The organism is Burkholderia glumae LMG 2196 = ATCC 33617 (assembly GCF_000960995.1).
Classification (GTDB): domain Bacteria; phylum Pseudomonadota; class Gammaproteobacteria; order Burkholderiales; family Burkholderiaceae; genus Burkholderia; species Burkholderia glumae.
In genome coordinates this window covers 1,219,868-1,242,514 of sequence record NZ_CP009434.1, presented here as the reverse complement: position 1 = coordinate 1,242,514, position 22,647 = coordinate 1,219,868, and the positions used below count along the sequence as shown (strand labels likewise).

The 22,647-nt window shown below is 73.4% G+C and carries 10 protein-coding genes; 7 read left to right on the top strand and 3 right to left on the bottom strand.

The annotated features are described in order from the left end of the window. Window positions 1–228 precede the first annotated feature (228 nt). The 3 genes from KS03_RS06600 to KS03_RS06595 all read right to left on the bottom strand — a co-directional run bounded on the left by KS03_RS06600 (window position 229) and on the right by KS03_RS06595 (window position 3,460). A complete protein-coding gene (locus KS03_RS06600; protein WP_015877598.1) occupies window positions 229–1,950 on the bottom strand; it encodes a methyl-accepting chemotaxis protein in 1,722 nt (573 codons plus the stop codon). Between the two features lie 844 nt (window positions 1,951–2,794). Then, window positions 2,795–2,938, bottom strand: coding sequence for a hypothetical protein (locus KS03_RS31990; protein WP_155297086.1), 144 nt, complete (start codon window positions 2,936–2,938; stop codon window positions 2,795–2,797). Between the two features lie 72 nt (window positions 2,939–3,010). Next, window positions 3,011–3,460: a hypothetical protein gene (locus KS03_RS06595; protein WP_015877599.1), complete on the bottom strand. Its 450-nt coding sequence runs from the start codon at window positions 3,458–3,460 to the stop codon at window positions 3,011–3,013. A 347-nt stretch (window positions 3,461–3,807) separates the two neighbouring features. Between KS03_RS06595 and KS03_RS06590 the strand changes: the two genes are divergently transcribed. The 7 genes from KS03_RS06590 (at window position 3,808) to treY (ending at window position 22,589) form a co-directional block, all read left to right on the top strand. Beyond that, complete coding sequence (locus tag KS03_RS06590; RefSeq protein WP_015877600.1) at window positions 3,808–7,287, top strand: maltotransferase domain-containing protein; 3,480 nt, start codon at window positions 3,808–3,810, stop codon at window positions 7,285–7,287. Next, window positions 7,284–10,739, top strand: a complete 3,456-nt coding sequence (treS, locus tag KS03_RS06585) for a maltose alpha-D-glucosyltransferase (protein WP_015877601.1) — start codon at window positions 7,284–7,286, stop codon at window positions 10,737–10,739. The genes KS03_RS06590 and treS overlap by 4 nt, the downstream gene beginning before the upstream one ends. Next, window positions 10,736–12,934, top strand: a complete 2,199-nt coding sequence (gene glgB, locus KS03_RS06580; protein ID WP_015877602.1) for a 1,4-alpha-glucan branching protein GlgB — start codon at window positions 10,736–10,738, stop codon at window positions 12,932–12,934. The genes treS and glgB overlap by 4 nt, the downstream gene beginning before the upstream one ends. A gap of 73 nt (window positions 12,935–13,007) precedes the next feature. Then, the gene (glgX, locus tag KS03_RS06575; RefSeq protein ID WP_015877603.1) at window positions 13,008–15,305 is read left to right on the top strand and encodes a glycogen debranching protein GlgX; all 2,298 of its coding nucleotides are present in this window, start codon (window positions 13,008–13,010) and stop codon (window positions 15,303–15,305) included. A 32-nt stretch (window positions 15,306–15,337) separates the two neighbouring features. Further along, the gene (gene treZ, locus KS03_RS06570; RefSeq protein WP_015877604.1) at window positions 15,338–17,395 is read left to right on the top strand and encodes a malto-oligosyltrehalose trehalohydrolase; all 2,058 of its coding nucleotides are present in this window, start codon (window positions 15,338–15,340) and stop codon (window positions 17,393–17,395) included. Further along, window positions 17,392–19,791 carry a 4-alpha-glucanotransferase gene (gene malQ, locus KS03_RS06565; protein WP_045678736.1) on the top strand — a complete coding sequence of 800 codons (2,400 nt, stop codon included), beginning with the start codon at window positions 17,392–17,394 and terminating at the stop codon, window positions 19,789–19,791. The genes treZ and malQ overlap by 4 nt, the downstream gene beginning before the upstream one ends. Beyond that, window positions 19,788–22,589: a malto-oligosyltrehalose synthase gene (treY, locus tag KS03_RS06560; protein ID WP_015877606.1), complete on the top strand. Its 2,802-nt coding sequence runs from the start codon at window positions 19,788–19,790 to the stop codon at window positions 22,587–22,589. Before malQ ends, treY begins: the two co-directional genes overlap by 4 nt. Window positions 22,590–22,647 lie beyond the last annotated feature (58 nt).

Here is a 22,647-nt window from a genome sequence, read left to right as displayed (position 1 = left end):
TTTGCACTAGCTTGTCGTTTCGACGGCATCTGACCGGCATTGCCTGATGGAGCACCGATCGACGTGCCGTCGCCGCGACCCGAACCTCGACACGGCCGGCTTCCTGCATTTTTCACATGCCGGACGGGCTGCCCGCCTGGGATCGCAGCCACCCGCCGCGCCTCGGGCCCGAACCCGCCACGGCATCGCTGGACCCGCTAAGCCGCGGCCTCAGCTCGTGCCTGCGCGTCAGAACGTGGCCCACTCGCCGTTTCCCGCCCCGGCCGCGGCGGCCGCCGGCGCGGCCACCCGTGCCGGCAGCCGTGCCGGTTCGAGACGGCGCTTGACCTGCTTCGGCGCGACGCTCACCTGCCGCTTCACGGCGGCAGCGGGCTCCGTCTGCGCCCTCGCATCGACCCGGAAGATCGACACCGTGGCCCGCAGATTTTCCGCCTGATCCGCCATCGACTGCGCCGCGGCCGTGGCCTGCTCCACCAGCGCCGCGTTCTGCTGGGTGACCTCGTCCATCTGCGCCACCGCCACGTTGACCTGCTCGATTCCCGTGCTCTGCTCCGCCGACGCCGACGCGATCTCGCCCATGATGTCGCTGACCCGCTTCACCGAGCGCACGATCTCGTCCATGGTCGTGCCGGCACCGGCCACCAATTGCGAGCCCGCTGCCACATGCGATACCGACGTCTCGATCAGTTCCTTGATTTCCTTGGCCGCCACCGCGCTGCGCTGCGCCAGCGTGCGCACCTCCCCGGCGACCACCGCGAAGCCGCGCCCCTGCTCGCCTGCGCGCGCCGCCTCGACCGCCGCGTTGAGCGCCAGGATATTGGTCTGGAAGGCGATGCCCTCGATCACGGAAATGATCTCGGCAACCTTGCGCGAGCTCGACGCGATGTCATCCATGGTGCCCACCACTTGCCGGACCACGTCACCGCCCGACGAAGCGGTCTGCGAAGCCGTGACCGCGAGCGTGCTGCCCTGCCGGGCATTGTCGGTGTTGTGCTTCACCGTCGAGGTCAGTTCCTCCATGCTGGCCGCCGTCTCTTCGAGCGATGCCGCCTGTTCCTCGGTGCGCTGGGAGAGATCCACATTGCCCTGCGCAACCTGGTTGGCGGCAACCGAGATGGATTCGGCCGAGGTCTTGATGCCGTGCACGATCGAGGTCAGCCTGGCGCGCATCGCTTCCAGCGAGGCCATCAGGCTGGTCGAATCGCCGGGCTTCAGATGCAGGTCCACCATCAGGTTGCCATTGGCGATCTCCGCCGCCACCGACTGCGCGAGGCCGGGTTCGCCGCCAAGCTGCCTCAGGATGCTGCGCGTAATGAGGACCGCGGTCACGGCCGCCACCAGCAGCGAGGCCGCGACGATGGCCGCGATCAGTACCCGCACGCTCGAGTACAGGCTCACGGCGCTGCCCTGCGCCTGGTCGTTGAGCTGGTCCTCGAAATCAGCCAGCTCGATCGCACGTGCCAGCCATTTCCGTTGCGGCGGCCTGGCATTCTGCAGCAGTTCCTGGGTCGCGCCGGCCCTGTCGTTCGACAAGCCCAACTGGGCGGCCTTGCGCAGCGGCGGCAGGGCTGCCGCTTCGTCCTGCTTGAGCTGGGCGAGGAGCGTCTTCTCCCGCTCCGTCGTGCCGGGTTCGTCCGCGAACATCTGCGACAGCTTCTGGTACGCGTCGGCATAGATCTGCTCCTGCTTGCTGATGCGCTCGGCCTCCTTGGCCATGTCCTGCGCGTCGCTGAGCAGCGCCAAATTTCGCACGGCGATCGCCCGATCCTGTATCGAGGAGCGCAGCCGGTTCGCCAGCTTCGTCTCGGTGTTGTTCACGCGCGCGATATCGTCCAGCGTGCCATTCAACTGAGACAACCCGTAAAAGCCAATTGCCGCCACTGCCAGCAACAGCGCGGTCAACAACCCGAACCCGGCGATCAGGCGGGTGGATACAGTCATGTTTTTCATTGCGGCTCCCAATCCGTGTCGGAACATTCTTCCACCTTGTTTACGGCCGCCTGCAAAATGACTGAAGGGGTGGGAAGACCCTGTGCTCGACTTCCCGGTCGAGCATTCAGGACCCGGCGCTGCACACCTATTGGCCTGGGCCTGTCCGCTCTGCCTGCGACAAGATGACATGGCCGGCAAGCATCGTTGTCGGGTCGACGCTGCCTGTCCCGCGGCGCAGGGAGGCCGATCGGGATACCGCGCTTCGGGAACTTGCCTCAGGACGATAGGGGCCTATCAGCAAGGCGCCTTCGGTGCAGGCCTCCCGCTGACGCGGGTCGGCCCTGAGCGGGCTCCCCGCGGCACGGGTTCCGTTCAAGGCACGCGAAAGCGCGTTCGCCAGCGGCGGGCTCCTTCGCTGGCGCCGGCCTGTCAGTCTCACGCGCCGCACTCGTTCGCAGTCCTGCCGTCATGCCCGCAGATGGCAGCCTGGTCAAGCACGCGACCGAACCTGCCGAGGGTCTGCCTGATCGAGCAAACCTCCCGGCCAGGCGAGAAGCTTCGCGAAGTTTTTCAGTACTGCCACGGATTGGCTTGGCTCCGGAGGGCGTCGCGGCACGGCGACCGCCCGCGTCATGCGCGTGGCCCGCGCGCGGACAAGGCGCGGCTGGCAAATGGTGGGGATAGGGTGGGGATAGTGCATGCCGGAGGCAAAGGCGGCATCCGGTGCGGCGAGCCATCGACCTGCGCGGTCGCGGCAACGGAATCGGGAACAGGATCGCGCCGCTCATCGATGAGCGCCGTGGCGGCCGATCGAGCCACCTCGCCGGGGGCGGCGGCCGGCCCGGGGCGGCGTGCCCGGCCATCAGCCGGTGCCGGCCATGGCGGCCGGCATTGCGTTGATGCGGCAGGCTGCGGAGCGATCGGCGGCAGGCTGCCCGTGCGTCGGGGCCGGTTCCGCCTCCATGCCGGGCGCTGACAGCCCGGCGGCGGCGAGCGCGGCCTTCATGAACCCGTCACGACCACCAGGCGCTCATTCGTGACTGGGTGAGATGGACGGCGCGGCGCGCCGCCCGTGCGCTCAATCCCAGCGCCGGGGGCCATGATAATGATGGCGCCCGTGGCCGTGGCGCCCGCGCCGGTAGTCGTCCTCATAGGAATTCGACCGGGACAGGTTCCCGCCCAGCGCCGAGCCCGCCCCGCCGCCCAGCGCGGCCCCGATCAAGCCGCCCGAGCGCCCGCCCATCGCGTTGCCCGCGGCCGTTCCCGCTCCGCCGCCCAGAGCCCCGCCTATGATCGCCCCGGTGCGCTCGCGCCGGCTCGACGTCACCGCGCCGCCCGCGCCGCCGCCCACGGCGCCGCCGATCACCGCTCCGGTGCTGCCGCCCACCGCGCCGCCGAGCGCCGCGCCGGCCACGCCGCCGAGCGCGCCGCCCAGGGCATTGTTGAGATCGCCGCGCGCCAGCGCCGGCGTGGAAAGCGCGGCGCCGAGGGCCGCCACCGCAACGAGTCGGGTCAGTAGCTTGGTCATGGTCAAAGCTCTTCGATATCAGGAAAGGATGTGAACGAACGACGATGCGAGTGTAGCCAAGCAGGCGAAAGGCGTCTGTAACCATCACCAGGACAATCCGCAAGAATTGTAACCAATTCACGGTCCGCTCCAGGCCGCGCCGGCCGCAGCTGCGGGGGGCGCGGCGCGCTGTAAAAACTACACTGGCGCGCCCAGTTTGCATCGCGGCGCAGCAAGCCGATCCCACGCCCCCGCGCGGCACCGCGCACACCCCTGTCCCCATTACGGCAAAACAGCAGGCACGCGGGTTGCGTCGTTCATCGCCGTCAGCGGCTTGGGCCGCCCCACTCCACCTCGTGGACGGTTAAATGGATTCCCCTTTCTCCCCGCATCTCTACTTCTGCGACGCCCGCTTCGTCGGGGCGCTCGAAGCCTGGCCGGCGTGGTTCGAACGGATCGCCGCGGGCGGCTTCGATCACGTGCTGATCGGCGCATTCAGCGCGGTGGGCCGCGGCGGCCATCCGCGCGTGGTGGCCGATCACGATCGCCCGGCCGAGGCGCTGGCCACGAAGCTCGACACGGCCGACGCGCTCGCCCGGCTCGCCGAACAGGCGCGCGAATTCGGCCTGAAGCTGATGCTCGAAGTCACGCTCGACCGGATCGCGATCGAGCATCCGCTGCGGCGCGCCTCGCCCGACTGGTACGTGGAGCGCCATCACGACGACGCGCGCATCGATCCGCGCACGGCGGCGTTCGAGCAGACGGTGGCCTATGCCGACCTCGCCCGCCCGGAGGTGGCGGACGCGCTATCGGGCTGGTGGCACGGCCGCTTCGCGACGCTCTCGGCGGCCGGCGTCGCGGGCTTCCTGATCGACGCGCCCCAGCGCCTGCCGGCGCAATGGTGGCGCGCCTGGCTCGCGTCGCGCCGCGGCGAGCTGCACGACGTGCGCTGGCTGGCCGGCATCCCGGGCCATGCGCGCGAGACGCTGGCGGCCTTCGAGGGCGCCGGCTTCGACGGGGTGTTCTCGTCGCTGCGCTGGTGGGACGGCCGCGCGCCGTGGCTCGTCGACGAGCACGCGCTGCTGCGGCGGGTGGGCTCGCCGATCGCCTACCCCGACGCGTTCGACGGCCCGCGCCTCGCCCACGACCTGCGCGGCGCCTCGCGCGAGGTGCTGGAGCGCGGCTACCGGCGCGCGCTCGATACGGCGGCGGCGCTCGGCACCGGCTGGCTGGTGCCGATGGGCTTCGAGCGCGGCGTGGCCACCCCGCTGATGACGCCGCACGCGCAGCCGGGCGCGTTCCGCGACGCGTTCGAGGCGGCGCCCTTCGATCTCTCCGATGCGCTGGCCGAGGCGAACCGCTGGCGCCGCGCCGCGCCGGTATTCGCCTCGCGCGGCGAGCTGGCGGCGCTGAGCGGCGCCGAGGCCGCGGCCACGGTGCTGCTGCGCGGCAGCGGCGCCTCGCTCGAACAGGCCGACGACGCGCTGCTGATCGCGCTGAACCCCGACCTCGACCGCGCCGCGCGCGTCGATCCCGCCGCCTGCCTGGCCGGCGTGCCGGGCGCGTTCACGCGCTTCGCGCCGCTGGCCGCCGCGCGCCGCGCGAAGGCCGCGCCGCTCGAGGCGCTCGAGCTGCCGCCGGGCGGCCTCGCGCTGCTGCGCGCCTCGCGCGCGAAGCCGGTCAAGCCGGGCAAGGATCTCAAGGACGCCAAAGACACCAAAGACGCCAGGCACGCGAGGGGCAAGGCCGGCAAGGAGGCGTCCGACGACGCCAGCGGCGGCGCGCGGCGGCGCGGCAAGCCCGGCGCGAACGCGCTCGCGGCGGCGCTGGCGGCCGACCGCATCGCGATCGAGCGGGTGGAGCCGGCGGTGGACGGCGGCCGTTTCGCGGCCAAGCGCGTGGTCGGCGAGCGCGCGGTGGTCAGCGCGACGCTGATCGCGGACGGCCATGCGCGGCTCGGCGCGGTGGTGGCGTGGCGCGCGGCCGACGAGGCCGAGTGGCACGAGGTGCCGCTCGCGCCGCTCGGCAACGACCGCTGGCAGGCCGCGTTCCCGCTCGACCGGATCGGCCGCCACCTGTTCCGCGTGGTGGCCTGGCGCGACGACTGGGGCTCGCTGGTGGACGACATCGGCAAGAAGCACCAGGCCGGCCAGGAGGTGGCGCTGGAGCTGCAGGAGGCGCGCGCGCTGCTGGCCGACGCGCTCGACGCCGCGCAGGGCACCCACGGCGGCGACTCGGTGGCCGAGCTGCGCCGCCTGGTGGCCGAGTTCGATGCGTCGGACGCCGAGCGGCGCCTCGCGCTGGTGCTGGCGCCGCCGACGGCGGCGGCCTACGCGGCGCTCGGCCGGCGTAGCGCCGCGACGCAGGATCCGAGCGTCTATCCGATCGACGTGGAGCGCCGCGCCGCGCGCTTCGGCAGCTGGTACGAGATGTTCCCGCGCTCGGCGGCCGACGACCCGCAGCGCCACGGCACCTTCGAGGACGTCGCCCGTCATTTGCCGCGCATTCGCGAGATGGGCTTCGACGTGCTCTATTTCCCGCCGATCCATCCGATCGGCCTGACGGCGCGCAAGGGCCGCAACAACAGCCTGCGCGCGGGGCCGGAGGACGTCGGCAGCCCCTACGCGATCGGCTCGCCGATCGGCGGCCACGCGGACGTCCATCCGAGCCTGGGCACGCTCGCCTCGTTCCGCGCGCTGGTGCAGGCGGCGCATGCCCACGGCATCGAGATCGCGCTCGATTTCGCGGTGCAATGCTCGCCCGATCACCCATGGCTCGCGCAGCATCCGGGCTGGTTCGCCTGGCGCCCGGACGGCTCGCTGCGGTTCGCGGAGAACCCGCCGAAGCGCTACCAGGACATCGTCAACCCCGACTTCTACGCGGCCGACGCGATGCCCGATCTCTGGATCGCGCTGCGCGACGTGGTGCTGCACTGGATCGAGGCGGGCGTGAAGCTGTTCCGCGTCGACAACCCGCACACCAAGCCGCTGCCGTTCTGGGCCTGGCTCATCGAGGACATTCGCGCGCGCCATCCGGAGGTGGTGTTCCTGTCGGAGGCGTTCACGCGCCCGGCGATGATGTACCGGCTCGCCAAGATCGGTTTCTCGCAGTCGTACACCTACTTCACCTGGCGCGAGAGCAAGCACGAGCTGCGCGCCTATCTGCGCGAGCTGGCCGACGGGCCGCCGCGCGAGTTCTTCCGGCCGAACTTCTTCGTCAACACGCCCGACATCAACCCGCGCTACCTGCACAACGCGCCGCGCTCGCAGTTCGTGATCCGCGCCGCGCTGGCGGCGCTGCTGTCGGGCGTGTGGGGCATGTACAGCGGCTTCGAGATCGGCGAATCGGCGCCGCTCGACGAGGCCGGCGAGGAATACCGCGACGCCGAGAAATACGAACTGCGCGCGCGCGACTGGCACCGGCCCGGCAACCTGGCCGGCGAGATCGCGCTCCTGAACCGCGTGCGGCGCACCCATCCGGCCCTGCAGACCCACCTCGGCATCACGTTCCTCGAGGCGCCGAACGATGCGGTGCTGGTGTTCCGCAAGGCCACGCCGAATCTCGACAGCGTGATCGTGGCGGCCGTGAGCCTCGACCCCTGGGCGCCGCAGGCCACCGACTTCATGCTCGACGCGGCGCTCTACGCGGGCTGGGCCGTGCCGGAGGGCGCGGCGCTGCGCGCCACCGACCTCGCCACGGGCCACGCCGGCCACTGGCACGGCACGCGCCAGTACGTGAACCTCGATCCGCACGGGCTGCCGTTCGCGATCTGGCGCATCGCGCCCGACGCGCCGCCGTCCGCCCAGACCATGCAGCCGGCCGCCTCCGGCTCGGGAGACCCGCGATGATCCGCGAAGAACCGCTCGACCAGCTGCCGCACGCTCCGTTCCAGCCCGCCGCGGGCAGCCCGCGGCGCGGCGCGCGCCGCGCCGGCGCATCCCGTGCCGCCGGGCCGGGCGCCGCGCCCGCCGATCCGCTCTGGTACAAGGACGCGATCATCTATCAGCTGCACGTGAAGTCGTTCTTCGATTCGAACGGCGACGGCATCGGCGACTTCCCCGGCCTGATCTCCAAGCTCGACTACATCGCCTCGCTCGGCGTGGACGCGCTGTGGCTGCTGCCGTTCTACCCGTCGCCGCGCCGCGACGACGGCTACGACATCGCCGACTACCGCAACGTCCACCCCGACTACGGCACGCTCGCCGACGTGCGCCGCTTCATCCGCGAGGCGCACGCGCGCGGCATCCGCGTGATCACCGAGCTGGTGATCAACCACACCTCGGACCAGCACCCGTGGTTCCAGCGCGCGCGCCGCGCCAAGCCCGGCTCGGTGCATCGCGACTATTACGTCTGGTCGGACACCGACACCAAGTTCGCCGGCACGCGCATCATCTTCGTCGACAGCGAGCCGTCGAACTGGACCCACGATCCGGTGGCGGGCCAGTACTACTGGCACCGCTTCTATTCGCACCAGCCGGACCTGAACTTCGACAATCCGGCGGTGGTGCGCGAGGTGCTGCAGGTGATGCGCTTCTGGCTCGATCTCGGCATCGACGGGCTGCGGCTCGACGCGGTGCCTTACCTGGTCGAGCGCGAGGGCACCAGCAACGAGAACCTGCCCGAGACCCACGCGATCCTGAAGACGATCCGCGCGGCGATCGACGCCGAGTATCCGAACCGGATGCTGCTGGCCGAGGCGAACCAGTGGCCCGAGGACGTGCAGGAATATTTCGGCGACGAGGACGAATGCCACATGGCGTTCCACTTCCCGCTGATGCCGCGCATCTACATGTCGATCGCCAGCGAGGACCGCTTTCCGATCATCGACATCATGCGGCAGACGCCGGAACTCGCGCCGAGCAACCAGTGGGCGATCTTCCTGCGCAACCACGACGAGCTGACGCTGGAGATGGTCACCGATTCCGAACGCGACCTGCTCTGGCAGACCTACGCCGCCGACCGCCGCGCGCGCCTGAATCTCGGCATCCGCCGCCGCCTCGCGCCGCTGATGGAGCGCGACCGGCGCCGCATCGAGCTGATCAACTCGCTGCTGCTGTCGATGCCGGGCACGCCCGTGATCTACTACGGCGACGAGCTCGGCATGGGCGACAACATCCACCTCGGCGACCGCGACGGCGTGCGCACGCCGATGCAGTGGTCGGCCGACCGCAACGGCGGCTTCTCGCGCGCCGATCCCGAGCAGCTGGTGCTGCCGCCCGTGATGGGCGCGCTGTACGGCTACGACGCGGTGAACGTGGAGGCGCAGTCGCGCGATCCGCACTCGCTCCTGAACTGGATGCGCCGGATCCTCGCCACGCGCCGCGCCACCCAGGTGTTCGGGCGCGGCACGCTGCGTTTCCTGCGCCCCGAGAACCGCAAGATCCTCGCCTATCTGCGCGAGCTGCCCGACGCCACGCCGGTGCTGTGCGTGGCCAACCTGTCGCGCGCCTCGCAGGCCGTGGAGCTGGACCTGTCCGAATTCGCCGGCTGCGTGCCGGTGGAGATGACGTCCGACTCGCCGTTTCCGGCGATCGGCGAGCTGCCCTATCTGCTGACCTTTCCGCCCTACGGCTTCCTCTGGTTCCAGCTCTCGGCGAGCGGCGCGGAGCCGGCCTGGCACCGCCCGCATGCCGAGCCGCTGCCGGAGTTCACCACGCTCGTGATGCGGCGCGGCGATACGCATCCGGCCGCGGCGCTGGTCGCCACGCTGGAAGCCGAGGTGCTGCCGTCGTGGCTCACGCGGCGCCGCTGGTTCGCCTCGAAGGACCGCGCGCTGCAGGCGGTGCGCTTCGAGTGCGTCACGCCGGTGCCGGGCGAGGCGTTCCAGTACGCCGAGCTGGTGGCCACCGTCGACGGCCGCGAGGATCGCTACGCGGTGCCGCTCGCGGCCGCCTGGGGCGACGAGACCTCGCATCCGCTGTTCATGCGCCTGGCGCTGGCGCGCGTGCGGCGCGGCCCGACGGTGGGCTACCTGACCGACGCGTTCGCGCTGCCGTGCTTCGCGCACGGCGTGCTGCGCCGGCTGGCGGACCCGCGCGACGTGCCGCTCGCCGCCGGCGGCACGCTGGTGTTCTCGCCCGAGCCGGCGCCGGCGCTGGCGCAGTACGCGCTCGGCGACGCGCCCGAGGTGCGCTGGCTGGCCGCCGAGCAGAGCAACAGCTCGCTCGTGATCGGCGAGGCGCTGGTGCTGAAGCTGGTGCGGCGCGTGGCGCCCGGCATCCATCCCGAGGCCGAGGTCAGCCGCCATCTCACGCGCGCCGGCTACCGCAACGCGCCGGCGCTGGTCGGCGAGGTGCGCCGCGTGGCGCCCGACGGCACGCCGCACACGGTCGCGATCGTGCAGAACTTCGTCGACAACCAGGGCGACGCCTGGGCCCGCGCGCTCGATTTCCTCAAGCGCGCGGTGAGCGACCTGGCGCTCGCGGCGGCGGCCACGCCCGAAGCCGAAGCCGGCGAATCGGCGCAGGCGGCGCTCGAACTCGACACCTACGCCGCGTTCGCCGGCGCGATCGGCAAGCGGCTCGGCGAGCTGCACGTGGTGCTGGCCGCGCCGAGCGACGATCCGGCGTTCGCGCCCGAGCGCGCCACGCCGGCCCACGTCGAGGGCTGGACCGCCGACGCGCTGGCCATGTTCGAGCGCGCGGCCGCGCTGCTCGCGCCGCGCCTGGACGAGCTCGACGCCGACGCGCGCGAGGCCGCGGCCGCGCTGCTCGCCTCGCGCGAGGCGATCGCGCAGGCCATCGGCACGCTGGTGCCGCGCGAACTGGGCGCCACCTGCATGCGCATTCATGGCGACTTCCATCTCGGCCAGGTGCTGGAGGTCAACGGCGACGCGATGCTGATCGATTTCGAGGGCGAGCCGGCCCGGCCGCTCGCGGCACGCCGCGCCAAGTCGCATCCGCTGCGCGACGTGGCCGGGCTGCTGCGCTCGCTGTCGTATGCGAGCGCGGCCGCGCAGTTCGCGATCGAGAAGGCGCCCGCGCCGACCGCCGACCTCAAGCGCGCGCTGTTCGACCGCTTCGGGCAGGCCGCGGCGGACCGCTTTCTCGCCAGCTATCGCGAGGCCTGCGAAGCCGCGGCCGAGCCGTTCGTGGCAGCCGAGCATGGCGAGCGGCTGCTGATGCTGTTCCTGATCGAGAAGGCGTCCTACGAGCTCGGCTACGAAGCCGCGAACCGCCCGGACTGGCTGCGCGTGCCGGTGGTCGGGCTCGCCTCGCTGGCCGCGCAGCTGCTCGGGCGCCCGCTTGCCGCTCCCCCCCGTTCACCCGATCACCCAGCTGCACCGGAGAAAAAACCATGAGCGACACGCTGTTCGCCCCGGACGACATCGCCGCCCTGCTCGACGCGCGGCACCCGGACCCGTTCGCGTGCCTGGGCCGGCATCGCGTCGGCGACCGCACCGTGGTGCGCGCGCTGTTTCCCGGCGCGCACGCCGTGCAGGTGGTGGCGCGCGACGGCGGCCGCGTGCTCGGCGAACTCGAACGCGTGGCGCCGGCCGGCTGCTTCGCCGGCGAGATCGAGGCCGACCAGCCGTACCGGCTCGCGATCGACTGGATAACGGCCACCCAGGAGATCGAGGACATCTATGCGTTCGGGCCGCTGCTCGACGACGCGGCGCTCGCGCGCTTCGCCGGCGGCGACCCGTTCGCCGTGCTCGAGTGCCTCGGCGCGCGCACCGCCGAGATCGACGGCGTGGCCGGCGTGATCTTCGCGGTCTGGGCGCCGGCCGCCGCACGCGTGTCGGTGGTGGGCGACTTCAACGCCTGGGACGGGCGCCGCAACCCGATGCGGCTGCGCCGGCCGTGGGGCGTCTGGGAACTGTTCATCCCGGCCGTGCATGCGGGCGCGCGCTACAAGTACGAGCTGCGCGCGCACGACGGCCGCGTGCTGCCGCTGAAGGCCGACCCCTGCGCGCGCGCCACCGAGGCGCCGCCGCTGACCGCCTCGGTGGTGGCCGATACCGCCGCGCGCGAGCGCTACGCGTGGCAGGACGGCGCCTGGCTCGCGCGCCGCGCCGGGGCCGACGCGGCGCAGGCGCCGATGTCGGTCTACGAGGTGCATCCGGAATCATGGCAGCGGCTCGGCGACCCGCCGCGCACGCCGAGCTGGGACGAGCTGGCCGAGCGGCTGATCCCCTACGCGGCGGGCATGGGCTTCACGCACGTCGAGCTGATGCCGGTGGCCGAGTATCCGTTCGGCGGCTCGTGGGGCTACCAGCCGCTCTCGCCGTTCGCGCCGTCGGCGCGCTTCGGGCCGACCGAGGGCTTCGCGCGCTTCGTCGATCGCGCGCACGCGGCCGGGCTCGGCGTGATCGTCGACTGGGTGCCGGCGCACTTCCCGACCGACCAGCACGGCCTCGCGCAGTTCGACGGCACCGCCCTCTACGAGCATGCCGATCCGCGCGAGGGCTTCCATCCCGACTGGAACACGCTGGTGTTCAACGTCGGCCGCCACGAGGTCAGCGCGTTCCTGATCGCCTCGGCGCTGGCCTGGGTGCGCGACCATCACGTGGACGGCCTGCGCGTGGACGCGGTGGCCTCGATGCTCTATCGCGACTATTCGCGCGCCTCGGGCGAGTGGATTCCGAACCGCTACGGCGGGCGCGAGAACCTCGAATCGATCGCGTTCCTGCGCGCGCTCAACGACACGCTGCACGGCGCCGGCGCGCCGCCCGGGGTGCTGACCATCGCCGAGGAATCGACCGCCTGGCCCGGCGTGACGGCGCCCGTCGCCGACGGCGGCCTGGGCTTCGACTTCAAGTGGAACATGGGCTGGATGCACGACACGCTGTCCTATCTGCGCGAGGACCCGGTGCATCGCCGCTACCACCACGACCGCCTGACGTTCGGCCTGGTCTACGCGTTCTCGGAGCGCTTCGTGCTGCCGCTCTCGCACGACGAGGTGGTGCACGGCAAGGGCTCGCTGCTCGCGAAGGTGCCCGGCGATCCGTGGCAGCGCTTCGCGACGCTGCGCGCCTACTATGCGTTCATGTGGGCGCATCCGGGCAAGAAGCTGCTGTTCATGGGCGGCGAGTTCGCCCAGCCCGGCGAGTTCGCGCACGACGCGCAGCCGCCCTGGGAGCTGCTCGACGCGCCCGAGCATCGCGGCGTGCAGCGCCTCGTGCGCGACCTGAACCGGCAACTGGCCGCCGAGCCCGCGCTGCACCGGCTCGACTGCCGCCCCGAGGGCTTCGGCTGGCTGATCGGCGACGACGCCGCCAACAGCGTCTATGCGTTCGTGCGCCGCGACGGCGAGGGCCGCCTGCTGGTGGCCGTCTGCAACTTCACGCCGGTGCCGCGCGACGGCTATCGCCTCGGGCTGCCCGCGGCCGGCCGCTGGACCGAGCTGCTCAACACCGACAGCGCGGCCTACGGCGGCAGCAACCTCGGCAACGACGGCGCCGTGTTCGCGCAGGAGGCGCCGCTGCACGGCCAGCGCTGGTCGGCCACGCTGCGCCTGCCGCCGCTCGCCACGCTCTGGCTGCGCCCGGCCTGAGCCGCGCCGGTGCGGCGCCGCCCCCGAAACATCGTGATCCGAAACAACACGCGACAACGAGGAGAACACCATCATGCGTGCTGCGACCGCCGACCGGCTCGAGCCGGGCAAGCCGTATCCGCTCGGAGCGAGCTGGAACGGCCTCGGCATTAATTTCGCGGTGTTTTCCGCGCACGCCACGCGCCTTCAGCTGTGCCTGTTCGACCCCACCGGGCGCAAGGAGATCGCCCGGCTCGACCTGCCGGAATGCACCGACGAAATCTGGCACGGCTACCTGCCGGGCGCGCATCCCGGCACCGTCTACGCGTTTCGCGCCGACGGCCCGTACCAGCCGCAGTATGGCCACCGCTTCAATTCCTCGAAGCTGCTGCTCGACCCCTACGCGCGCAAGCTGATCGGCCAGTTCCGCTGGTCCGACGCGCTGTTCGGCTACCGGCTCCACTCGAACCGCGCCGACCTGTCGATCGACCGCCGAGATTCGGCGCCGGCCATGCCCAAGTGCGTGGTGGTGGACGAGTCGTTCGACTGGCACGACGACCGCCGCCCCGCGGTGCCGTGGCAGGACACGGTGATCTACGAGACCCACGTGCGCGGCGTCTCGATGCGCCGCGACGGGCTGCGCACGCCGGAGCGCGGCACCTTCGCGGTGCTCGCCTCGCCCGATTTCATCGACCATCTGCTCAGGCTCGGCGTGACCACCGTCGAGCTGCTGCCGGTGCAGGCGTTCCTCGACAGCCGCGAGCTCGTCAACCGCGGGCTGCGCAACTACTGGGGCTACGACACGCTCGCGTATTTCGCGCCGCAGCCGTCGTATCTCGCCACGCGCCGGCTCGACGAGATGCGCATCGCGATCCGCCAGCTGCATGCGGCCGGCATCGAGGTGCTGCTCGACGTGGTCTACAACCACACCTGCGAAGGCAACCAGCTCGGCCCGACGCTGTCGTGGCGCGGCCTCGACAACGCCAGCTACTACCGGCTGCAGCCGAACGACCCGCGCTACCACATCGACGAGACCGGCTGCGGCAACACGCTGAACCTGTCGCATCCGCGCGTGCTGCAGATGGTGATGGACTCGCTGCGCTACTGGTGTACCGCCTTCAACATCGACGGCTTCCGCTTCGACCTCGGCGTCACGCTCGGCCGCGAGCCGCACGGCTATGACCGCGGCTCGGGCTTCTTCGACGCGCTGTGCCAGGACCCGGTGCTGGCCACCCGCAAGCTGATCTCCGAGCCGTGGGACCTCGGCCCCGGCGGCTACCAGCTCGGCAACCATCCGGCCGGCTTCGGCGAATGGAACGACAAGTTCCGCGACACGGTGCGCCGCTTCTGGCGCGGCGACGCCGGCATGCGGCCCGAGCTGGCCGCGCGGCTGGCCGGCTCGGCCGACCTGTTCAACCACCACCGGCGCAAGCCGTGGGCCTCGGTGAACTTCGTCACGGCCCACGACGGCTTCACGCTGGCCGACCTCGTCTCGTACTCGTCCAAGCGCAACGAGGCCAACGGCGAGGAGAACCGCGACGGCCGCGACGACAACTGCAGCGCGAACTGGGGCGTGGAAGGCCCGACCGACGACGCCGACATCCGCGAGGTGCGCGAGCGCGTGGCGCGCTCGATGCTGACCACGCTCTACGCCGCGCTCGGCACCCCGATGCTGCTCGGCGGCGACGAGTTCGGCCGCAGCCAGCAGGGCAACAACAATGCCTATTGCCAGGACACCGAGCTCGCGTGGTTCGACTGGGAGGCCGCCGCCAGCGACGCCGGGCGCCGGCTCACCGGCTTCGTCGCGCGGCTCGCCGCGCTGCGCCGCGAGCACCCGCTGCTGTCGGGGCCGGGCTATCCGTCGGGCGACCGCGAGGCCGCGCCGGGGCTGCGCGAGATCGACTGGTTCGACGAGCGCGGCGAGGCGATCCCGGTGCCCGCCTGGCAGAACCGCGAGCTGCGCGCGCTGATGATGCGCCGCGTCGGGCCCGATCGCGACGGCCACACCGAGGTGCTGCTGCTGATGCTCAACGGCTCGGCGCAGCCGCTGGTATTCGTGCCGCCCGCGCCGCGTCTGGCGTTCCGCGTGCTGGCCGACAGCGCGCGGCCCGACCTGGAGCCGCAGCCGCTGCCGGCCGAAGGCATCGAGCTGGCCGCTCACGCGGCCGTGATCGCGGCCGCAAGGCTGCCCGCCGAGCAGTGCACGCGCCCCGACCACGCGGGTGCGGGCGCCGCCGGCGAGGCGCGCCCCGCGGACGAGGGCGACGCCCCCCCGGACGACGCCGACCACGCGGCGCAGCCGCAGGCGGCGCCCGCTCCGCAACGGGAGCCCGAACCCGAGCCGACCGCCGGCCCCGCGCCGGCCCATGACGAACCCACGCCGGTGTCCTGAGCACGACACCGGCCCGCCTCCGAGACATCGCGATGACCCAATCCCTGATTTCCGCTCCCGGCCGCCACGCGTATCCGACCTCGTTCGGCGCCACCTGCATCGATTTGCACCGCACCCACTTCCGCTTCTGGGCGCCTGCCTGCGAAGCGGTGAGCGTGGAGCTGGAGGACGGCGAACGCCGCGCCAGCGTGGCCATGACGGCGCGCGAGGGCGGCTGGTTCGACGCCACCGTGCCGTTCGGCCCCGGCACGCGCTACCGCTACCGGCTCGACGGCGGCGAGGCCGTGCCCGATCCCGCCTCGCGCTTCCAGCCGGAGGGCGTCCACGGCCCGAGCCAGGTGGTCGATCCCTGCGCCTATCGCTGGCGCCAGGACGACTGGCGCGGCCGGCCCTGGCACGAGACCGTGCTCTACGAGCTGCACGTGGGCGCGCTCGGCGGCTATCGCGGCGTGACGCAGCGGCTCGGCGAACTCGCCGCGCTGGGCGTGACCGCGATCGAGCTGATGCCGCTCGCCGAATGTCCCGGCACGCGCAACTGGGGCTACGACGGCGTGCTGCCGTTCGCGCCGTCGTCGTCCTACGGGCGGCCCGAGGAACTGAAGGCGCTGGTGGATGCCGCGCACGAGTTGGGGCTGCAGGTATTCGTCGACGTGGTCTACAACCACTTCGGCCCCGACGGCAACTGGCTCGCGCGCTACGCGCCGTCGTTCTTCCGCGCAGGCAAGACCACCGGCTGGGGGCCGGCGATCGACTTCCGTCGCGACGAGGTGGGCCGCTTCTTCATCGACAACGCGCTCTACTGGCTCGAGGAATACCGCATCGACGGGCTGCGCATCGACGCCGCGCACGCGATCGACGACGACCACTGGCTCGGCGAGCTGGCCGCGCTGGTGCGCGCCTATGCGGGCAGCGAGCGGCACGTCCATCTGGTGCTGGAAAACGAGCGCAACAGCGCGCACCTGCTGGCCGACGTCGGCTTCGACGCGCAGTGGAACGACGACTTCCACAACAGCGCCCACGTGCTGCTCACGGGCGAGCGCGACGGCTATTACCGGGCCTATGCGGACAAGCCGCTGCAGCACTTCGCGCGCACCCTGGCCGAAGGCTTCGCCTACCAGGGCGAGCCCTCGCCGCTGCACGACGGCCGCCCGCGCGGCGAGCCCAGCGCGCACCTGCCGCCCACCGCATTCGTCGCGTTCCTGCAGAACCACGACCAGATCGGCAACCGCGCGTTCGGCGAGCGGCTGCGCGCCCTCGTCAACGACGACGCGCTGCGCGCGGCCACCGCGCTGCTGCTGCTCGCGCCGCAGGTGCCGCTGCTGTTCATGGGCGAGGAAACCGGCTCGACGCAGCCGTTCCAGTTCTTCACCGATTACGAAGGCGAGCTGGCCGACGCGGTGCGCGAGGGGCGCCGCCGCGAGTTCGCCGCGTTTCCGGCATTCGCCAATCCCGAGCGCCGCGACCTGATTCCCGACCCGAACGATCCGGCCACCTTCGCGCGCTCCTCGCCCGAAGCCGTCGAGGCCGACCGCGAGAGCGACGACGCCCGCAGCTGGCGGGCGTTCTATCGCGGCGCGCTGGCGGTGCGCAACGGCTTCCTCGTGCCGCATCTGCCCGGCACGCGCGCCGAGGGCGTCAGCCTGCTCGACGGCGGCGCCGGCACCGGCGCGGCCCACGACGATCCGCGCCACGGCAACCCCGGCGTCGCCCCCGACCGCTCGCGCCTGCTGCCGGACGACCCCGCGCAGCCGGCCGAGCGCGAGGCGGCCGCGACGCTCGCCGCCGCGATCGAGCGCGACCAGGCGGGCGGCGGCGCTCCGGGCCACCCGGCCAGCCACCACGCACCCGCCGGCCAGGCGCCGCGCGCGCTGATCGCGTGCTGGCGGCTCGGCAACGGCGCGCGGCTCGCGATCGCGCTGAATCTCGACGACACGCCGGTCGCGCTGCCCGACCCGCCGTCCGGCAAGATCGTGTTCGAGACCCCGCCGCGCGTGCGCGACGCGCTCGCCGACGGGCGGCTCGGCCCCCACGCCTGCCTCGCCTGGCTCGACGCGCCGGCCGGCACGCCGGCCGAGGGGCGCGGACGATGAGCACCGGCCAGCACACCTCGCTCGCCGCGCTGGCCCGCGCCGCCGGGCTCGAACCCGAATGGACCGATGCGGCCGACCAGCCGCGGCGGGTCGGCGACGACGCGCTCGCGGTGCTGCTCGACGCGCTCGGCCTGCCCGCCGCCACGGCCGCCGATCGCGACGCGAGCCTGGCCGCGCTGACGGCGCCGGCCGCACCGCCGCCGCTCGTGACGGCCGCGGCGGGGCAGGCGGTGCCGTGGCCGGCCGCGGCCGGGCGACCCGGTGGCGGCTATGCGCTCACGCTGGAGGACGGCACCCGGCGCACCGGCCGGCTCCTGGCCGATCCGGGCGGCCGCGGCGCGCTGCTGCCCGCGATCGACGCGGCCGGCTACCACCGGGTGGAAACCGACGCAGCCAGCGTGACGGTGGCGGTGGCGCCCGCGCGCGGCTGGACCATCGGCGACGCGGCCTTCGTCGCCGGGCGCCAGCGGCCGTGGGGGCTCGCCGCGCAGCTCTACGGGCTGCGCCGCGCCGGCGACTTCGGCATCGGCGACACCACCGCGCTCGCGGCCCTGGCCGGCGGCGCCGCGCGGCTCGGCGCCGACGCGCTGGCGATCAGCCCGACCCATGCCACGTTCCCGGCCCAGCCCGAGCGCGACAGCCCGTATTCGCCGTCCTCGCGCCGCTGGCACAACCTCGCCTACCTCGATCCCGACGACGTGGCTGGCCCGCAGGCCACGGCCGCCGTGCTCGCCGACACCGGGCTGGCCGACACCGCCGCCCGGCTGGCCGCCGCGCCGCTGGTGGACTGGCCGCTCGCGGTCCGCACCAAGCTGCGCGTGCTGCGCGCGCTGTTCGAGCGCTGGCGGGCGCATCCGTCGCCCGATGCCGATGGGTTCGCGCGCTTCGTCGCCGACGGCGGCGCCGCGCTGCACGCCCATGCCTGCTTCGACGCGCTGCAAGCCCAGATGCTGGCCGACCGGCGCGAGGCCGACTGGCGGCGCTGGCCCGAGGCGCTGCGCGGCGGCCCCGAGGCGCCCGGGGTACGCGCGTTCGCCACCGCGCACGCCGACGACGTGGCGTTCTTCGCGTTCGCGCAGTGGCTCGCCGCGCGCGGACTCGAGCGTGCCCACCGGGCCGCGCGCGGCGCGGGCATGTCGATCGGCACCGTGGCCGATCTCGCCGTGGGCTGCGCGCCCGACGGCAGCGACGCGTGGGCCGCGCCCGGCTCGCTGCTGGGCGCGGCCTCGATCGGCGCGCCGCCCGATCTGTTCAACGCCGACGGGCAGGCCTGGGGCGTCACGACCTGGACCCCGGCCGCGCTGCGCGCGAGCGGCTTCGCGCCGTTCATCGCGCTGCTGCGCGCGGCCTTGACCCATGCCGGCGGCGTGCGCATCGATCACATCCTCGGCTTCGCGCGGCTCTGGATCGTGCGCGACGGCACCTCGGCGCGCGACGGCGCCTACCTGCGCTATCCGCTCGACGACCTGCTGCGGCTGGTCGCGCTCGAATCGTCGCGGCATCGCGCGATCGCGATCGGCGAGGATCTCGGCACCGTGCCCGGCGGGCTGCGCGAGCGGCTCGCGGCGTGCGGCATCGCCGGGATGCGCGTGCTGTGGTTCGAGCGCGACGCCGACGGCGCGTTTCGCCGGCCCGAGCAATGGGACCGCGACGCGGTGGCAATGCCGTCCACCCACGATCTGCCGACGCTGGCGGGCTGGTGGCGCGGCGTCGATCTGGCCTGGCGGCGGCACGTGACGGCGCTCGACGCCGGGCGTGAAGCCGGCGGCAAGGCGGCGCGCGCACCGGGAGAGGCCGCCGCGCCGTGCGCACCCGCGCGGCACGAGGCGTTCGGCGCGTCGCACTCGCCCGCCGACCCGCCCCTCACCTGGCCGCCGGCGGCCCCGGCCCCGGCCTCGCCCGCCGCCGCCAGCACGCCCGGCGCGTCCGCACCGCTCGCGCGCGATGCCGAAACGGCGGCCCCGGCCGCCTCCCCGTCTTCAACCCATCCGGTGCCCAGCGACATGAATTCATCCTCCCCTGCCCACGCGCCCGCCGCCGCGCCTGCCCCGCTGCCGCCCGACCTGGCCGAGCGCGCCGCCGAGCGCGCCGCGCTGTGGCGCGCGCTCGCCGAGGCGCGGGTGGTGCCGCCGTCGGCCTCGCCCACGCCGCCCGAGGCACCGCCGGTGGCCGCCGCGCTCGCGTTCGTCGCGCGCAGCGCCTCGGCGCTCGCGCTGGTGCCGCTCGAGGATCTGCTCGCGCTGCCCGCCCAGCCGAATCTGCCGGGGCCGCCGGTCGGCCATCCGAATTGGCGCCGCCGCATGCCGCGCGAGACGGCGGGCCTGCTCGACGACGCCGCCGGCGCGACGCTGGCCGCCATCGCGCTGGCGCGGCGCACCGGCCCGGAGGCGTCATGAGCGCGCCGCGCGCCACGCTGCGGCTGCAGCTGCACGCCGGCTTCACGTTCGACGACGCGGCGGCCCAGGTCGATCTGTACGCGCAGCTCGGCATCAGCCACCTCTATCTGTCGCCGATCACGCAGGCCGAACCGGGCTCGATGCACGGCTACGACACCGTCGATTACGGCCGCGTGAGCGAGGCGCTCGGCGGCGAGCATGGCCTGGTGCGGCTGGTCGGCGCGCTGCGCCGGCACGGCATCGGCACGCTCGTCGATTTCGTGCCGAACCACATGGGGGTGGCCGGCTCGTCGAACGGCTGGTGGAACGACGTGCTCGAATGGGGACCGCGCAGCCGCTATGCGCGCCACTTCGACATCGACTGGCGCCCCGCCGATCCGCTGCTGCACGGCCGCGTGCTGCTGCCCTGCCTGGGCCGCCCGTACGGCGAGGCGCTCGCCGCGGGCGAGATGGTGCTCGGCTGCGACGCGGCCACCGGCCGCTTCACGATCGCCTGCTCGGGACGCACGCTGCCCGTCGCGCTCGCCGCCTATCCCGAGATCCTGCGCGCCGCGCAGCAGCCCGGGCTCGACGCGCTGGCGGCGCGCCTCGCGCCGCTGGCCGACGCGCCGCCCGGCACGCCGCAGGCCAGCCTTGCGGGCGCGGCCCTGCGCGAACACCTGGCCGCCCACGGCGCGGCCGCGCTCGACGGCGCGCTGCGCCACTACGCGAGCGACAGCGAGGCCGGCCGCGCGCGGCTGCACGCGCTGCTGGAGCGGCAGGCCTACCGGCTCGCCTGGTGGCGCACCGCGCCCGACGAGATCAACTGGCGCCGCTTCTTCGACATCGACACGCTGGCCGGCGTCCGCGTGGAGGACAACGCGGTGTTCGACGACGTCCACGCGCTGCTGTTCCGGCTCGTCGACGCGGGGCTGGTGGACGGCGTGCGGATCGATCACGTCGACGGCCTGGCCGACCCGCGCGGCTACTGCCGCAAGCTGCGCGCGCGGCTCGCCGAGCTGCGCGACCCGGCGCCGTACCTGGTGGTGGAGAAAATCCTCGCGCCGGGCGAGGCGCTGCCCGCCGACTGGCTCACCGACGGCACCACCGGCTACGATTTCATGAACGACGTGGGCGCGCTGCTGCACGATCCGGCCGGCGCCGAGCCGCTCGCGCAGCACTGGGCCGAGCTGTCGGGCAGCAGCGCGACGTTCGCCGACGAGGCGCTGACGGGCAAGCGCGAGGCGGCCTCGCGGCAGCTCGCGGTGGAGATCGAGCGCGTGACCGACGCGCTGCACGCGATCGCGCGCGCCGATGCTCGCACGCGCGATTTCGCGCGCAACCCGCTGCGCCGCGTGGTGGCCGAGCTGGCCGCGCAGTTGCCCGTCTACCGGCTCTATCCGCTCGACGGCGAGCGCGCCGCCGAGCGCCCGTTCATCGAGGCCGCCAGCCGCGCCGCGCGTCGCGCGCTGCCGCGCACCGATCACGAGGCGCTCGAGCGCGTGCTCGGCTGGCTCGGCTGGCCCGAGATCGCGCGGGGCGACGCGCGGACGGACGCGGAAACGGCAATCGAGGCGGACGCCGGGCCGGACCCGGCGCTGGCGCGCCGGGCGCGCATCGCGTTCGCACGCCTCAGCTCGCCGCTCGCGGCAAAGGGCGTGGAGGATACCGCCTGCTATCGCTACGGGCGCCTGCTGTCGCGCAACGAAGTCGGCGCCGACGCCGGCCAGCTCGCGCTCTCGCCCGACGCGTTCCACCTGCGCAATCTCGAGCGCGCGGCGCGCACGCCCCACACGCTGCTCGCCACGGCCACGCACGACCACAAGCGCGGCGAGGACGTGCGCGCGCGGCTCGCGGTGCTAAGCGAGGTGCCGGTGCCGTGGCGCGCCGCCGTCGACGCCTGGATCGCACGCAACGACGCGCTTTGCCGGGTGCCGGCCGAGGGCGCGCCGCCGGCGCCGGGACGCGCGGCGCAGGCGATGCTGTACCAGACGCTGGTGGGCTGCTGGCCGCCCGCGCTCGCGCCCGACGACGCCGAGGGCCTCGCCGCGCTGGCCGAGCGCGTCGTGCAATGGCAGACCAAGGCACTGCGCGAGGCCAAGCGCGAAACCAGCTGGCTCGCGCCCGATGCGGCCTACGAAGCGGCCTGCGAGGCATTCGTGCGCGAACTGCTCAGGCCGCGCGGCCAGGACGACTTCGTCCATGCGCTGCACGCGTTCGTCGCGCAGATCGCACCGGCCGGCGTGCTCAATTCGCTGCTGCAGACGGTGCTGCGCATCGCCTCGCCCGGCGTGCCTGATCTTTACCAGGGCACCGACCTGTGGGACTTCAGCCTCGTCGATCCCGACAACCGGCGCGAGGTGGACTTCGCCGAGCGGCGCGCCACGCCGGTGGACGGGCCGCTGGCCGACTATCTGCGCGCCTGGCCCGACGGCCGCATCAAGCGCGCGCTCGTCACGCGCATGCTGGCGCTGCGCGCCGACCACGCGGCCACCTTCTCCCACGGCGCCTACCTGCCGCTCACGCTGGAAGGCCCGGCGCGCGAGCACGCGATCGCGCTGCTGCGGCGCGACACGCGCAGCGCCGTGCTGGTGGTCGGCAGCCGGCTCGCGCACGGCAGGCTGGCCACCGACGGCGGCGGGCCGCGCATCGACGCGCGCTACTGGGGCGACACCGCGCTCGTGCTGCCCGACGACGCGCCCGCCCAATGGCTCGAACGGCTCGGCGCGGAGCGCCGCGTGGCGGCGGCGAACGGGCGGCTGCGGGTGGCCGAGTTGCTCGCCGGCTTGCCGGTGGCGGCGCTGGTCGGCACGCCCTGAAGCGGGGACCCGCCGGCGCGGCGCGCAGGCGCCTCGCCGGCGCGGCGGGCGGCCCGTA

Coding starts and splice junctions, on each gene's coding strand:
- glgX (WP_015877603.1), top strand. CDS start 13,008: ATGCGTGCTGCGACCGCCGACCGGCTCGAGCCGGGCAAGCCGTATCCG.
- treS (WP_015877601.1), top strand. CDS start 7,284: ATGATCCGCGAAGAACCGCTCGACCAGCTGCCGCACGCTCCGTTCCAG.
- glgB (WP_015877602.1), top strand. CDS start 10,736: ATGAGCGACACGCTGTTCGCCCCGGACGACATCGCCGCCCTGCTCGAC.
- KS03_RS06590 (WP_015877600.1), top strand. CDS start 3,808: ATGGATTCCCCTTTCTCCCCGCATCTCTACTTCTGCGACGCCCGCTTC.
- malQ (WP_045678736.1), top strand. CDS start 17,392: ATGAGCACCGGCCAGCACACCTCGCTCGCCGCGCTGGCCCGCGCCGCC.
- treY (WP_015877606.1), top strand. CDS start 19,788: ATGAGCGCGCCGCGCGCCACGCTGCGGCTGCAGCTGCACGCCGGCTTC.
- KS03_RS31990 (WP_155297086.1), bottom strand. CDS start 2,938: ATGAAGGCCGCGCTCGCCGCCGCCGGGCTGTCAGCGCCCGGCATGGAG.
- treZ (WP_015877604.1), top strand. CDS start 15,338: ATGACCCAATCCCTGATTTCCGCTCCCGGCCGCCACGCGTATCCGACC.
- KS03_RS06595 (WP_015877599.1), bottom strand. CDS start 3,460: ATGACCAAGCTACTGACCCGACTCGTTGCGGTGGCGGCCCTCGGCGCC.
- KS03_RS06600 (WP_015877598.1), bottom strand. CDS start 1,950: ATGAAAAACATGACTGTATCCACCCGCCTGATCGCCGGGTTCGGGTTG.